This window comes from Bacteroides xylanisolvens XB1A, from assembly GCF_000210075.1.
Classification (GTDB): domain Bacteria; phylum Bacteroidota; class Bacteroidia; order Bacteroidales; family Bacteroidaceae; genus Bacteroides; species Bacteroides xylanisolvens.
This window is the reverse complement of record NC_021017.1, coordinates 1147975-1162514: the sequence shown is the minus strand read 5'-3', so window position 1 is coordinate 1162514 and position 14540 is coordinate 1147975. Positions and strand designations below refer to the sequence as shown.

Here is a 14540-nt window from a genome sequence, read left to right as displayed (position 1 = left end):
ATTATGGGAAAAATTTCAGAAATCATGCTATTGAAGCAACCGAAACAGCCCGCTTTGGCTGTTGAAGTACAAACAGATATGAACGGAATGTCGGAAGCTATCGGAAAGAACTTTGTAAAAATAGACTCTTTATTTAAGGAACAGGGTGAAGTCACTACCGACATCCCCTACGTTGAATATCCCAACTTTGAAAGTCTGACGGAACACAATATCAAAATGATTATTGGTCTAAAGTCATCCAAAGAATTACAGGGTGAAGGGGATATACGCTCCATAACGATACCGGAAAGAAAAATAGTTTCCTGTCTACATAGAGGAACTTACAGTGAATTGGCTGTCCTGTACAACGAAATGATGGAATGGATAAAAACCAACGGTTACAAACTTTCGGGAACATCCATTGAATATTATTACAGCAATCCCAATGTACCCGAAGAAGAACAGGTGACGAGAATAGAAATGCCACTATTATAAATGTTGATTTCATCTACTTCATCATGTAGATTCTTCCCAAGCTCCAATTATTGTTATTTGATTCAAAACGGTACGGAAAGGAATGAAACAGATTCTTTTATAAATGCCATATTTTAGTTCTAATGTAAATATTATTACAGTAATAGATGCAATAGAAATAAACGGTATTGCAAAAAAAATGTCAATAAAACTCCTATGTATTTCTGATAGATAACGTTATTTTGTAAAACACTGTTATCCAGGCGGTTACTATTCGGGCTTTTCCTTTAAAACCAATAACCCGTTTCTCACCGAGAAACAACCTTTTCGACACCGAGAAACGAAGTGTTTCTCACCGAGAAACGAATCGACTGTTGAAGTCCTAAACTTAAATTAAGAAAATTGTTCGTCTCTTTTATTTTTGACGCTTCTATCGTAGGAATGTATATGTTGAAATATATTTCAATGATAATCTTGTCATGTCTAAAATATAATGATATGGAATAAATTTATAACTGAATAGCAAGCAATTATAAAAAATGACTGAATGAATTATTTGCAATCAAACAACAACAGATACAGACATCATTTTTGTATCTTTGCCAAGTACAGAATAAACATGAAAAGAGAAATCCTATATCAAAAGATAGCCGGCACTATCGCCTGGCAAATAAAAACAGGTATATGGAAAGCAGGCGAGAAATTACCTTCTTTACGTACTATCAGCAATGAATATGGCGTAAGTTTAAATACAGCCATTCAGGTATATTATGAACTGGAAAAGGAAGGATTCATCATTTCCCGCCCCAAATCAGGGTACATTGTCAATTATAAGCCACTAAATTTGTCTGCGCCGGCAACAACGCAGCCTTCCGCTCAATCTCCGGGAAAGGAAGAAGCAGACTTAATCATGGAAGTATATCATTCCATCGAAGATTCGTCTATCACCCGTTTTTCGCTGGGAATACCGGAAGATGTTTTATTGCCTATTGCCAAACTCAATAAAGAACTGACCAAGGCCATGTATTCACTTCCGGGGAACGGCACTAGGTATGAAGACCCTCAAGGAAACATTCGTTTGAGAAACTATATTGCCCGTTTTGCGTATAGCTGGAATGGAAATCTGACCGAAGATGATATTGTTACTACCACAGGAGTAACCAATTCCATCTCTTTAGCATTATCTGTTATTGCTCAAAGAGGAGACACGATAGCTGTTGAAAGTCCTGTTTATTTCGGGATATTACAGTTGGCCAACAGTATGGAGCTTCATGTGCTGGAACTGCCGACCAATCCTGTAACAGGCATCGAACCCGATGCTTTAAGAAAAGTATTGCCGCAGATCAATCTATGCCTGCTTATCAGTAATTTCAGTAATCCGCTTGGGAGTTGCATGCCCGATGAACATAAGAAAGAGATAGTACAGATGTTGGCGGAACACAATATTCCTCTGATTGAAGATGATTTATACGGCGATGTATTCTTCGGACATTCACGCCCTAAGCCATGCAAAGCTTTCGATGAAAAGGGACTTGTGTTATGGTGTGGTTCTGTATCAAAGACGTTAGCTCCCGGTTATCGGGTAGGCTGGATTGCCCCCGGTAAGTTTAAGGATGCTATTATTCGTCAGAAACATATTCATTTAATATCCACTCCTACCCTCAACCAAGAAGCCATTGCCAACTTCATGGAGAACGGCAGGTATGAGAATCATTTACGCAAGTTGCGCCATGAGCTACATTCCAATAGTCTTCATTTGGCACAAGCTATTACCGACTATTTTCCCGAAGACACTAAAATCATCACTCCACAAGGAGGTTTTATGCTTTGGGTGGAACTGAATAAAAAGATTGATACCACGGAGCTATATTACAAAGCGATGCAACATAAGATCAGCATTGCTCCCGGACGCATGTTTACTCTGCACGACCAGTACAGAAACTGTATGCGCTTGAGTTTCGGTCAGCAATGGAGTGCTTTCATTGAAGAACGCTTGCAGGTTTTGGGAAACATTATCAAAGAATCATTTTGATTGACTGATATACTCCTTTACCACTTCGCCGAGGGTTTTAAGTCCTTTCTCTATTTTGTCTTCGGGCATATTAGAGTAGTTGATCCGAAGCGTATTTTCCTTGTTTCCGTTCGGATAAAAGGAGCCTCCCGGAACAAAAGCAATCTTTTTCTCCAGGCTTCTGACTAAAACATCACGTGCCGAAATCCCTTCGGGAAGTTCTATCCATGTAAATAATCCGCCTTCGGGACGAGTAAACTTTATAGTATCAGGAAAATAACGTTCTATACTTTCAATCGCCACATTTCTGCGTTTTCTGTATACTTCTACTATTTTGGCAATATGTTTATCAATATCATAGCGCTTCAGGTATTCGGCGATGGTCATTTGGGCAATAGTGTTGCATTGTAAATCCGTACCTTGCTTGACCAATACGTATTTGCGGATAATCTCTTTATCCCCCGCAATCCAGCCAATCCGGAAACCGGGACAGAATATTTTCGAGAAACTACCTGTACACAGGATATTTCCAGCCTCATCAAAAGACTTTATAGATGGCAAAGACTCTCCTTCAAACCTTAACTCGCCGTACGGATTGTCTTCAATAACCGCAACACCATACTTTGCGGATAATTCAGCCAGCTTCCTGCGTCTTTCCAAACTCCACGTTTTTCCTGTAGGATTTTGAAAAGTAGGTATTGCATATATCAGCTTTATATGAGGAGTATTGCTCAAAACATCTTCCAAAACATCCATCATCATACCGTCCCCATCCGTAGGAAGTTCAATAAAGCTACATCCATACGCTTTGAATGCACTGATTGCAGCCAAATACGTAGGGCTTTCGCAAAGTACGATGTCTCCCTCGTCCAGGAAAACTTTTCCGGATAAGTCCAATCCTTGTTGCGAGCCATGGGTAATCAGAATATTATCTTTATCGAAAGTCGTGCCCAAACGTTCGTTCATCCGGTTGGCAATCCATTCGCGCAAAGGGACATAACCTTCTGTTGTGGTATATTGGAGCGCTTTCGTACCTGCCTCTTTCAATACGATCTGATTGATCTCATTGATTTCATCTATCGGAAAAAGTTCCGGAGCAGGCAGACCACCTGCAAACGAAATCACATCTTCCTGTTCGGTAACTTTTAATATTTCTCTTATTTCCGAAGCCTTTATATAAGACATTCTTTTAGCAAAATTCAACTTCATAACCTTTAAGTATATTAGGAGATTAAAACAACACTGCAAAGTAAATCAAAAAAGAAAGACGAGAACAGATACACTTTTTTATATATTGACAGGTACAGATGACTGACTTTTCAAAGGATAAGTATATGAAGTTAATCTCCCCGATTACTTATTTCGTCATGAGTAATCAGGGCATTCGTCGAATAATCCTATACAGAACCTTGTTTAAACCTACCTTTGCACTGAAAACAAAAGTAATTGATAGTAACTATGGAAGAGCAAATACTCATTTTTCGAACCTCGGTTAGAAATGCACGGGATATAAAACATATCGCAGCGCTGTTCACCCTATGTCCCCAAATCTACAAATGGAATGTAGATATGGAGGACTGGGAAAAAGTGTTGAGAATAGAATGTCAGGGAATCACCCCGACTGAAATATCAAAGGCATTACGCGCTATCAACATTTATGCGCAGGAACTGGAATGAAGGGGCAATGCGCCCCTTAATAAATTCACCATCCACCTTTTTCATTTTCACTCTTCAATCATTAATTCCATCTGTATGTCTCCTCTTTCATAAGTCGTGTGATATTCGGGAAGTTCCTTGAAGCCCAACTTATGATAAATATGGATAGCCGGTTTCAGACGCGTATTGCTCTCTATAAAGATTCTTTTACCACCAAGCTCCTTCGCTTTATTTACAACTGCTTCGCAAAGCAGTACTCCAATACCTTTGCCCTGAACCTTAGGGCTGACAGCCAGTTTGGCCAACTCATAATCATAAAGCGGATGATCCATCTTACACAAAGCACATACACCGACCGGCTCATCTTTATAAAGAGCCACCAAAATAGCTCCTCCCTTATCCAGAATATATTCCTTTGGATGATCCAAAGCCTTGTAATCGGCCTCTTCCATCCGAAAATAAGCAGTTATCCACTCTTCGTTAAGGGTCCGGAAGGCAGATTGATAGCAAGGTTCATAAGGAACTATTTTGATGTCCTTACTCTCTCGTTCCTTTTTCGCTTCCTTCACCCGCTCCAACAGGGATTTATCCAACAAAAGATTCTCCCATTCTTCGATAGCCTCCCAAAGGTCATTCCGGGTTTGCTGCGTGATTTGCTCAATAGCTGCCGTAACATCTATACACTGTTCCGAAAAAGAGTCGGACATTCTTTTTCCTTTGGCAGATAACATGACCATGTTTCTTCTCCCGTCGGATTTGTCCTTTGTCTCCTTCACTAATCCTTTAGCTACCATTTCTTTAATAATATTACTCACGGAAGGATGAGAATGACCAATCTCTTTGGCTATGGACGTAATGGTTTTTGCCTCCCCACGTGATAATACAAAAAATACAGGAAACCATTTCGGTTTGAGGTCTACTCCAAACATTTTATAGATGGCGGCTGCATCTACTGTTATTTTATCGGTCAACATGCGTAATCTGCTACCGATGGCTAATTTGCCTGTCTGATTAAAAAAGTCCATGTTTTTATTAGTTGCGTCACTAAATACGTAATTGATTACGCAAATATATTAGCTTTTTATAATATGAACAAACATTTTTCGCAAAAATACGTAAGCCGTTACATAATTAGTTCTATTTATGGATAAACATCAGGAAATTTAGCTTATGTGCAAAGTGCTCCTTTGGATTTTTCCCAATATTTTGGGGAACTGCCAGAAGAACAACAAAGTACAACAAATTGCCGCTGTCGCATCGGATATTGCTTCAGCCGCATATACACCGGCTACTCCCATAAAATGTGGCAATATTAATGCCAATGGGATCAATAGGATTGCTTTGCGCAACAAGGCTATGAAAATAGAAATTTTTGCTTGTCCCAAGGCTACAAACATATTTTGGCAGGCTCGTTGCAATCCGAAAATAGTCATACCACCCAAGAAAACAGGCATTGCCCAGCGGACTGTTTCTATCAATCTTTCATCACTCGTAAAGGCGGAAGCTACTGTTGAGGGGAAAAGAATCATAAACAACATCAGCAGTAAGTTGAATGAGAACATGGTTATCAATGCGACACGGAAACAGTCTTTGACACGTTGTTTATCGCCGTGCCCATAATTATAACTCACAATAGGAACGAACCCTTGCGCAAATCCTGTTAATGGGACACTTGCAAATTGCATCGCACTTTGCAAGATGGTCAATGCGCTGACATAAATATCTCCAAAATCTTTCAGGCTGCTGTTCAGAACAAAGCCGACCAGGCTTTCGGTACTTGCCATAATAAACGGTGATACGCCCAAAGCAAATATAGAAAGTATTATTTCCCGGTTCAACGCCATATAACGTTTTTCTAAAGGGAGAGAGGCGTGCCGGGAGAAAAGGAAAGTTAAAACCCACACTGCACTACATGCCTGTGAAAGCACTGTAGCCAGAGCTGCACCTTTTACTCCCATATCGAGCCAAAAAATGAAAATCGGGTCGAGGACGATATTCAACAGTGCTCCTATTAATACCGAGTACATGGCGATAGCAGGACGCCCTTGTGCATTGATAAAAGAATTTAATCCTGTGGATATTTCTACGAAGATAGTTCCTAATAAATAGATAGAAAGATAGTTGACTGCATACTCCAATGTATTTTCTGAAGCTCCTGTAAAGAGTAGAATCGGCTCCATAAAGGTATATGCGATGAGAGAAGTAAACAAGGTGAATAGTATCAGCAGGATAAAACCATTACCCAGAATTTTTCCGGCACGTGAACGATCCCCCTGTCCGAGTGCGATAGCCGCTAACGGCGCACCGCCACCTCCTACTATCGCTGAAAAAGAAGAAATCAGTATAACAAGAGAAGTCGTTACTCCTACACCCGCCAATGCATCCGTACCAATCCCAGGGATATGACCAATATAAATACGGTCGACCATGCTATAAAGCAAATTAACAAATTGCGCTGCCACAGCCGGAAGTGCCATCTTAAAAACAAGCGGTAACATGCGCTCTGTCCCCAGTCGTTCTTCATATTTATTTATCATCCCAAACTTCTTTTTCTAAAATCAGTTGCAAAGTTATAAGAAAAACAGGCTTCCGATTTAAAACCATTGGATAAAATAAATATAATACATCAGTTATCTCCGTGTAAGAAATCCATAGATATACTGATTGATAAGGTTGTGTTGTTCTTCCGTTCCATTCTCCCCCATATTACTATGCGTTATTCCGTCCAATTTCACAACCTTCATCCGGAATTGTTCCTGCTCCTTTTCAGTGGGTAATACTCCTGAATCCGCATCATAATCGCATCCTCTTAACGTATAAAGTCGAGGATTCCGTGTTCTAGGCATTATCATTCTGCGATGATCCATAGATATGGCTTTATTTATCAACTGCGGATATCGGGTAGCAAATAACATGGTCATATCTCCGCCATTGGAATGTCCTATCAATATAAAGTCATTCCAATTTAATTGTGGCTTCAATTTCTTAAATTCCTGAATAGTAAAAAGAATATTTGCCACTCCCCTTTCCCAATTTGACATGCGTGTTTCCATGAAATTACCTTCCATGGCCAAAAGAGGATCATCTGCCAATTCATGTTGTATGCTTATTACGTAAAAGCCTTTCTGGGAAAGGAATCGTGTTAGATAGGCATAAGTCTGATTGGACTTATTATTTTTATTTCCATCGTAGCCGTGGCTAAATATAATGACTTTTGTTTTCGAATTCACTTTGTGCGGCTGATAGACGGCTAGCGGTATCACTCTGTTTCTTGAAGCATCAAAAAGGCAAGTCGAAAACTCTATTTGTGAGAAACAAGAGAGTGCTGATAATAAAAGAACAAATACAATAATTAGTTTCTTCATGTCTATGATGTGATATTTATTATTCTATAAATCTAAGAGCAACTGAATTATAACAATGAATGCATAATGTAAGGAAGGGATTATAAAATGATTTTCTCATAAAGTTTGAACCACTCTAAACCGTAATGACCCAATCCTAAATCTACGGTATCAATGTATTCGAACCCACACTTTTCGTACAATGAAATAGCCGGAAGATTTTTCTCGTAAACATCTAACCGCACAGACTTTATCCCCGAACTTTGAGCCAATTCCAATGAATAATCCATTAATGCATGCCCTACTCCTATTTTCAAAAAAGAAGGATGTACAACAAAAGTATGTATCACAAAGATATGACTATAGTCCAGTTCTATTTTCCATTTGACATTCTCATAAGCCTTTTCCGGTTGATGATTTAAAATGACTGAACCGACAATTCTTCCATCATATCTTGCTACGTAAAGCGTTTCATCATTTACACCGGCAACCGCATCTTCCCGAACAGGATAAACACCTTTTATCCACCCGGGATAATTAGTCGTAGCAGCCAGATAATCATTCAGTTCATCATACAGCTTTTCCAGTTCATCTATATCAGCAGAAGTTCCGGGCTCTATTGTAAATTTCATATATACACACTGTTTATCTTTTTATCAGTTCTTCAATCTTTCCACCTGTAATATAAGGTATACATTCGGATATCTTCTCAATACTCCAATCCCACCATTGCAATTTCTGCAATTGGACAATCGTATTCTCATCAAAACGCTTCCGGATTTCTTTGGCTGGTGTCCCACCTACTATCGTATAAGGAGGAACATCTTTAGTAACCACTGCCCGCGACGCAATAACCGCTCCATCTCCGATATGAACTCCTGCCATGATAACAGCTTCATATCCAATCCAGACATCATTACCTATTACTATATCCCCTTTATTATCCCAAGCAGAAGTTACATCTCCTTTATCTAAATTCCATTCCTCAAAAAAGATAGGAAACGTATAATTGGATAAAGAACCCAATGTGTGGTTTGCGCTGTTAAAAAGAAATTTGGCTCCACAAGCAATGGAACAGAATTTGCCAATTATCAATCGGTCTTTATTAATCGGATAATGATATAATACATTGTTCTTCTCAAAAAGAACAGGATCATTTACAAAGTCATTGTATATTGTATAATCACCTACCATAATGGCAGGATTCTTAATCACTGTATTCAGATAAACAGTCTGGAAATCATTGGTGCGAGGATATGTTTTTGAATTCATTGTGTCAGCAGAAGAGGATTTATATTACATAGCAAATATACAAGATAAATTTCAGACTATCACACAACGAACTAAATATGTATCCCATATTGATGCTTCACTTCAGCCATTACAAACGTGCTTTCCAGTGATCCTAAGCTATCAATCGTCCCCAACACATTCAGAATAAACTCCTGATAGTATTTCATATTGGGAGCATGAATCTTCAACAGGTAATCATAACTTCCTGATATGTTATAACATTCGGTTACTTCAGGAATATCCTGTATAATCCGTGTAAACTCGGCTGCTATATCCCTGTTCAGACGTCTAAGCTTCACACTGCAGAATACGACAAATCCCTGATTCAGCTTTTCCGCATCCAATACGGCAATATACTTCTTTATATATCCTCCACTCTCCAACCGTTTAAGACGTTCAAAAACAGGAGTTGAAGAAAGGCTCACCCGTGCAGCCAACTCTTTTGTCGTCAATCGGGCGTTTTCTTGCAAAGTACGGAGTATTTGCAAATCGACTCTATCCAGTTTATCAAAAGTATCCATAAGAAAAATATTCTTCTAAAAGGTGATTTCTAGGAATAGCACAGTTATATTATTCCATATAATGGCACAAAAATAGCATTATTTTCTATATTTTAGATATATATTGTTCGATATATCTTCATCCAATAACTTTGCAAGAAAATAAAGAAAGAATATTAAACTTAAAAAATATACGATTATGGCAACAAAGAATTTACATTTCGAGACTTTACAAGTTCATGTAGGACAAGAACAAGCAGATCCGGCAACAGATGCCCGTGCAGTACCTATTTATCAGACTACTTCTTATGTATTTCACAACTCCGCTCACGCAGCCGCACGTTTCGGCCTGCAGGACCCGGGAAACATCTACGGTCGTCTGACCAACTCCACTCAAGGAGTTTTTGAACAACGCGTAGCCGCTCTTGAAGGAGGAGTAGCAGGGCTGGCAGTTGCTTCGGGTGCCGCTGCTATCACTTATGCTTTCGAGAACATCACTCGTGCAGGCGACCATATTGTGGCAGCCAAAACTATTTATGGAGGAAGCTATAACTTACTGGCTCATACCTTACCCAGTTATGGCATCACAACAACATTCGTTGATCCAAGTGATTTATCGAACTTTGAAAAAGCCATTCAGGAAAATACGAAAGCCGTATTTATCGAGACATTGGGAAATCCGAACTCAAATATCATTGATATAGAGGCAGTAGCTGAAATAGCCCACCGCCACAAAATACCTTTGATTATTGACAACACATTTGGTACCCCGTATTTAATCCGCCCTATCGAACACGGAGCAGATATCGTAGTACATTCCGCAACAAAATTCATTGGCGGACACGGTTCGTCATTAGGAGGAGTCATTGTAGATTCGGGCAAATTCGACTGGGTAGCTTCCGGCAAATTTCCACAACTAACCGAACCTGATCCATGCTATCATGGCGTACGCTTCGTTGATGCAGCCGGTCCGGCTGCCTATGCCATCCGTATCCGGGCTATTCTGCTGCGCGACACAGGTGCCACCATCAGTCCATTCAACGCTTTTATCCTGTTGCAAGGCTTGGAAACTCTTTCCTTGCGCGTAGAACGCCATGTAGAAAATGCATTGAAGGTAGTGAATTTCTTAAACAATCATCCGAAAGTGAAGAAAGTGAACCATCCGTCATTATCCAATCATCCTGACCATGCACTGTATCAACGTTACTTCCCGAATGGTGCCGGTTCCATTTTTACTTTCGAGGTAAAAGGCGGACAAGAGGAAGCACACCGCTTCATCGACAGCCTGGAGATTTTCTCCCTGCTTGCCAATGTTGCCGATGTGAAATCATTGGTGATCCACCCGGCAAGCACTACCCATTCACAGCTCAATGCACAGGAACTCGCCGAACAGGAGATTTATCCGGGCACCGTACGTTTATCAATTGGAACGGAACATATTGATGACCTGATTGCGGATTTGGATCAGGCGCTTGCCAAAATCTAACATTCAATCATTGAACTTTCCATGACTGCAAGATGTTATACCTATATAACATTAAAAACATTGCAGTCATGGAAAAATATTTAATACACAGCAACGAACTGCATCTGATAGACGCAGAGAAAATCCATCAAGCCGTAGAAAAGATGGTGGAATCACTCGATTTAGCCGCAGGATCAACCACTAACTTCGATCTCTATCAGGTTGTGGAAAACTACTTTAAAGATCTCGAGAAAAGGAGAAAAATTAATCATGTACTGGGAATCAAAGAAGATAGATATGAACTAGCCGAAGATTTCGGTATAAAATAAAAAAGAGATTTATTCAATCACACCAGACAAGTTTTCCAAAAAATAAGGGAGTTGCACGTTAAGTACAACTCCCTTATTTTTTGAATTATCAGAGTATAACAATCAATTTCCCTGATGCACAGTAAGCTGTGGGAAAGGGAAGTTGATACCTTTTTCATTGAAGGTTTCGTAAATAGCTTTATTGGTATCGAAATAAACACCCCAATAATCTCCGCTATTTACCCATACACGTACCACCACATTCACACTGCTGGCATCTAGCGCATGAAGAGCTATAAACGGAGCAGGTTCATTCAAGATACGTTTATCTTCAGCCAGAATATCACGAACTATCTGCTGAACCTTATTGTAATCTTCCCCATAATCTATACCAATAATCCATTCTACACGGCGGGTTTCCTGGTGACTGTAATTAATCACTACTCCACTACTTAATGAACCATTCGGTATATAAATCAGTTTATTATCCCCAGTAGTAAGGATGGTATGGAATATCTGAATTTCTTTTACTGTACCGGCTGATCCCTGCTGTGTTTCTATCCAATCGCCAACTTTATAAGGTTTGAACAAAAGAATAACCAGTCCACCGGCAAAGTTTTGCAGATTACCGGATAAAGCCATACCGACAGCGACACCGGCGGAAGCCAATAAAGCCGCAAATGAAGTTGTCTCAACTCCCAAGGCACCGACAACAGAAATGATTAACAGGATTGTCAACAGAATATTGACCAGACTTCTAACGAAAGTTTTGATACTTACATCTACTTTTCGTTTATCCATCAGACGCCTGATGAATTTGTTGAGCAGCGAGATGAGGAAACGTCCGACGACAAAGACAAGGACCGCAATCAATATACGTTCTCCGGCACGAATACCGAAGTCTATCAATTGTTGAGTAATCAGCGAAAGCTTATCCAATCCGTCAGCATTGGCAATCGCCTCTTTCATTAATTCGTCTGCAGCCACTTGCACAGAGTCCGCAGCTTGTGTTGCTTGCAATAATAGTAGCATAATTAAATATATATTAAGTGAATAAATGCAGTTTTGTTATTTCAACAATTTACAAAGTTATATTGTTTTTAGTGAATCTAAAAGTTTTTTTTGCTTTCCTCCTGCAAAAGCAGTATTTTTGTCACCGATTCACTGGTAGGGGTGCCTTAACATGACGGGCTGAGAACATACCCATAGAATCTGATCCGGGTAATGCCGGCGTAGAGAACTAATTAGTAAGCAAAAATGAAAAGAATTGTATGGATGGCCGTCGCCTTATTGGGCGCAGGTATCACTGTTCATGCACAGACGAGTGCAAAGGATAGTATGAGAGTAGTAAACCTGCAAGAGGTGCAGGTAGTGTCCACACGTGCCACAGCCAAAACTCCCGTGGCATTCACCAATATAGGCAAAGCAGAACTCAAAAAGGTAAACTTCGGACAGGATATCCCCTATCTGCTAAGTATGACTCCTTCCACACTGACCACATCGGATGCAGGAGCTGGTATCGGCTATACGACACTTCGCGTACGTGGAACCGATGGCACACGAATCAACATCACGGTAAACGGCATACCGATGAACGATGCCGAAAGCCATAACCTGTTCTGGGTGAATATGCCCGACTTTTCTTCTTCCGTAAAAGATATGCAGGTGCAGCGCGGAGCAGGTACATCGACGAACGGAGCAGGTGCTTTCGGAGCCAGTGTCAATATGCAAACCGAAGGTGCATCTATGAAACCATACGCCGAATTCAATGGTTCATACGGTTCGTTCAACACGCACAAGGAAACAGTGAAAGTGGGAACCGGCCTACTCAATAACCACTGGACGTTTGACGCCCGCCTTTCCAATATCGGTACGGACGGATACATAGACCGTGCTTCGGTGGACTTGAACTCTTACTACCTGCAAGGAGGTTATTTTGCAGAAAACACATCTGTGAAGCTCATTGCATTTGCCGGAAAAGAAAAAACATATCATGCTTGGGGATACGCAACAAAAGAGCAAATGGAAAAATTCGGCAGACGCTACAATCCTTGCGGGGAAATGTACACTGATGCCAACGGCAAAAAATATTATTACGACGACCAAACAGATAATTATCTGCAAAAGAATTATCAGCTTCTCTTCAATCATACTTTCTCGACAGCCTGGAATCTGAACGTTGCCTTACATTATACCAAAGGTGACGGTTATTACGAAGAGTACAAAGACGGCAGATACCTCATAGAATATGGTTTAAAATCATTTACAATAGATGGAACCGAAGTATCTAAAAGCGATTTAGTCCGTCAAAAGAAGATGGACAACAAATTCGGCGGCGGCGTTTTTTCTCTCAATTACACAGCCAACAGGCTAAGTGCATCCCTGGGCGGCGGATTAAATCAATACCGGGGCAATAACTTCGGAAGAGTTCCCTGGGTGAAAAACTACGTAGGTTCTCTATCTCCCGACCATGAATATTACCGCAACAAATCCAAGAAGACCGATGGAAATATTTATCTGAAAGCGAACTACGATCTTACTAGAGGACTAAGTGCTTATGCCGATCTCCAGTATCGCCACATCAACTATACCATCGACGGAAACAATGATAAATATGACTGGAGTAAGAATGCGCTGCGTCCACTGGCAGTAGATAAAAAGTTCGATTTCTTTAATCCGAAAGTAGGATTAAACTGGAACATCACTTCCAACCATCGTGTCTATTCCTCTTTCTCGGTTGCTCAAAAAGAGCCAACAAGAAACAATTATACGGATGGTGATCCGGACTCGTACCCCAAAGCAGAAAAGCTGCTCGACTATGAAGCAGGATATACCTTCGCCAACCAATGGCTGACAGCAGGTGCAAACTTCTACTACATGGACTATACCGACCAACTGGTTCTGACCGGAGCCTTAAACGATATAGGTGAAGCACTGACCGAAAACGTGCCGGACAGTTATCGCATGGGAATCGAAATCATGCTGGGAATCAAACCGTGCAAATGGTTTCAATGGGATATCAACGCTACATGGAGCAAAAACCGTATTCAGGATTTCGTAGAGAGCCTGCCGGGCTACCACTATAATGACGACGGTAGCTCTACTTCTCTCCCGACTATTCAGATAAAGCATAAAGACACTCACATTGCTTTCTCACCGGACTTCCTACTCAACAATCGTTTCTCATTCAATTATAAGGGATTCGAAGCTGCCCTGCAATCACAGTTCGTGAGCAAACAGTATATGACAAACGCAGAAGTTGAAGAACTGGCTCTTGATAAGTATTTTGTCAGCAACCTCAATCTTGCGTACAGCTTCCGTCCCAAGAAGGTGTTGAAAGAAGTCACGGTAGGGTTCACTGTGTACAATCTGTTTAATGAAAAATATGAAAACAACGGTTGGGCCTCGAGCGACTACACCGATACGGTGGAGAATCGGGGAAACTATGCCGGATATGCAGCGCAGGCAGGAACAAACGTTATGGGACATGTTTCTTTCCGCTTTTAATAC

The 14540-nt window shown here is 40.5% G+C and carries 14 protein-coding genes and 1 riboswitch; of the genes, 6 read left to right on the top strand and 8 right to left on the bottom strand.

Annotation, left to right across the window (positions count from 1 at the left end):
• The first annotated feature begins 3 nt into the window (after positions 1-3).
• Together BXY_RS04865 and BXY_RS04860 are read left to right on the top strand one after the other, a co-directional pair.
• Positions 4-474 (top strand): GyrI-like domain-containing protein, encoded by a 471-nt coding sequence (locus BXY_RS04865; protein ID WP_004306423.1) that lies wholly within the window; start codon positions 4-6, stop codon positions 472-474.
• A gap of 598 nt (positions 475-1072) precedes the next feature.
• On the top strand, positions 1073-2485 hold the full coding sequence (locus BXY_RS04860; protein ID WP_008770674.1) for an aminotransferase-like domain-containing protein: 1413 nt from the start codon (positions 1073-1075) through the stop codon (positions 2483-2485).
• Here the strand turns inward: BXY_RS04860 and BXY_RS04855 are convergent.
• Positions 2477-3673 carry an aminotransferase-like domain-containing protein gene (locus BXY_RS04855; RefSeq protein ID WP_004306421.1) on the bottom strand — a complete coding sequence of 399 codons (1197 nt, stop codon included), beginning with the start codon at positions 3671-3673 and terminating at the stop codon, positions 2477-2479. The two genes, BXY_RS04860 and BXY_RS04855, sit on opposite strands and share 9 nt — an antisense overlap.
• Before the next feature lie 249 nt (positions 3674-3922).
• On the opposite strand from BXY_RS04855, the gene BXY_RS04850 reads away from it, so the two are divergent.
• Positions 3923-4141: a hypothetical protein gene (locus tag BXY_RS04850; protein ID WP_004299141.1), complete on the top strand. Its 219-nt coding sequence runs from the start codon at positions 3923-3925 to the stop codon at positions 4139-4141.
• A gap of 47 nt (positions 4142-4188) precedes the next feature.
• Here the strand turns inward: BXY_RS04850 and BXY_RS04845 are convergent, their stop codons facing one another.
• The 6 genes from BXY_RS04845 to BXY_RS04820 all read right to left on the bottom strand — a co-directional run bounded on the left by BXY_RS04845 (position 4189) and on the right by BXY_RS04820 (position 9278).
• Positions 4189-5145 carry a bifunctional helix-turn-helix transcriptional regulator/GNAT family N-acetyltransferase gene (locus tag BXY_RS04845; protein WP_004299140.1) on the bottom strand — a complete coding sequence of 319 codons (957 nt, stop codon included), beginning with the start codon at positions 5143-5145 and terminating at the stop codon, positions 4189-4191.
• Positions 5146-5283: 138 nt separating this feature from the next.
• Positions 5284-6657: an MATE family efflux transporter gene (locus BXY_RS04840; protein WP_004299139.1), complete on the bottom strand. Its 1374-nt coding sequence runs from the start codon at positions 6655-6657 to the stop codon at positions 5284-5286.
• 93 nt (positions 6658-6750) lie between these two features.
• Positions 6751-7485, bottom strand: a complete 735-nt coding sequence (locus BXY_RS04835; protein ID WP_015531329.1) for an alpha/beta hydrolase — start codon at positions 7483-7485, stop codon at positions 6751-6753.
• 80 nt (positions 7486-7565) lie between these two features.
• Positions 7566-8096, bottom strand: a complete 531-nt coding sequence (locus BXY_RS04830) for a GNAT family N-acetyltransferase (RefSeq protein WP_004306419.1) — start codon at positions 8094-8096, stop codon at positions 7566-7568.
• A 13-nt stretch (positions 8097-8109) separates the two neighbouring features.
• Positions 8110-8736, bottom strand: coding sequence for a CatB-related O-acetyltransferase (locus tag BXY_RS04825; protein WP_004306418.1), 627 nt, complete (start codon positions 8734-8736; stop codon positions 8110-8112).
• 71 nt (positions 8737-8807) lie between these two features.
• A complete protein-coding gene (locus BXY_RS04820) occupies positions 8808-9278 on the bottom strand; it encodes an Lrp/AsnC family transcriptional regulator (protein WP_004299136.1) in 471 nt (156 codons plus the stop codon).
• A gap of 178 nt (positions 9279-9456) precedes the next feature.
• On the opposite strand from BXY_RS04820, the gene BXY_RS04815 reads away from it, so the two are divergent.
• Complete coding sequence (locus BXY_RS04815) at positions 9457-10743, top strand: O-acetylhomoserine aminocarboxypropyltransferase/cysteine synthase family protein (protein ID WP_004299135.1); 1287 nt, start codon at positions 9457-9459, stop codon at positions 10741-10743.
• Between the two features lie 68 nt (positions 10744-10811).
• Positions 10812-11051, top strand: coding sequence for a hypothetical protein (locus tag BXY_RS04810; RefSeq protein WP_004306417.1), 240 nt, complete (start codon positions 10812-10814; stop codon positions 11049-11051).
• 102 nt (positions 11052-11153) lie between these two features.
• Here the strand turns inward: BXY_RS04810 and BXY_RS04805 are convergent, their stop codons facing one another.
• Positions 11154-12062, bottom strand: a complete 909-nt coding sequence (locus BXY_RS04805) for a mechanosensitive ion channel family protein (protein WP_004299133.1) — start codon at positions 12060-12062, stop codon at positions 11154-11156.
• A 127-nt stretch (positions 12063-12189) separates the two neighbouring features.
• Positions 12190-12286, top strand: a riboswitch (TPP riboswitch).
• A gap of 1 nt (position 12287) precedes the next feature.
• Here BXY_RS04805 and BXY_RS04800 point away from each other — a divergent pair.
• A complete protein-coding gene (locus BXY_RS04800; RefSeq protein WP_134993192.1) occupies positions 12288-14537 on the top strand; it encodes a TonB-dependent receptor in 2250 nt (749 codons plus the stop codon).
• The last annotated feature ends 3 nt before the right edge of the window (positions 14538-14540 follow it).

Coding starts and splice junctions, on each gene's coding strand:
- BXY_RS04865 (WP_004306423.1), top strand. CDS start 4: ATGGGAAAAATTTCAGAAATCATGCTATTGAAGCAACCGAAACAGCCC.
- BXY_RS04860 (WP_008770674.1), top strand. CDS start 1,073: ATGAAAAGAGAAATCCTATATCAAAAGATAGCCGGCACTATCGCCTGG.
- BXY_RS04855 (WP_004306421.1), bottom strand. CDS start 3,673: ATGAAGTTGAATTTTGCTAAAAGAATGTCTTATATAAAGGCTTCGGAA.
- BXY_RS04850 (WP_004299141.1), top strand. CDS start 3,923: ATGGAAGAGCAAATACTCATTTTTCGAACCTCGGTTAGAAATGCACGG.
- BXY_RS04845 (WP_004299140.1), bottom strand. CDS start 5,145: ATGGACTTTTTTAATCAGACAGGCAAATTAGCCATCGGTAGCAGATTA.
- BXY_RS04840 (WP_004299139.1), bottom strand. CDS start 6,657: ATGATAAATAAATATGAAGAACGACTGGGGACAGAGCGCATGTTACCG.
- BXY_RS04835 (WP_015531329.1), bottom strand. CDS start 7,485: ATGAAGAAACTAATTATTGTATTTGTTCTTTTATTATCAGCACTCTCT.
- BXY_RS04830 (WP_004306419.1), bottom strand. CDS start 8,096: ATGAAATTTACAATAGAGCCCGGAACTTCTGCTGATATAGATGAACTG.
- BXY_RS04825 (WP_004306418.1), bottom strand. CDS start 8,736: ATGAATTCAAAAACATATCCTCGCACCAATGATTTCCAGACTGTTTAT.
- BXY_RS04820 (WP_004299136.1), bottom strand. CDS start 9,278: ATGGATACTTTTGATAAACTGGATAGAGTCGATTTGCAAATACTCCGT.
- BXY_RS04815 (WP_004299135.1), top strand. CDS start 9,457: ATGGCAACAAAGAATTTACATTTCGAGACTTTACAAGTTCATGTAGGA.
- BXY_RS04810 (WP_004306417.1), top strand. CDS start 10,812: ATGGAAAAATATTTAATACACAGCAACGAACTGCATCTGATAGACGCA.
- BXY_RS04805 (WP_004299133.1), bottom strand. CDS start 12,062: ATGCTACTATTATTGCAAGCAACACAAGCTGCGGACTCTGTGCAAGTG.
- BXY_RS04800 (WP_134993192.1), top strand. CDS start 12,288: ATGAAAAGAATTGTATGGATGGCCGTCGCCTTATTGGGCGCAGGTATC.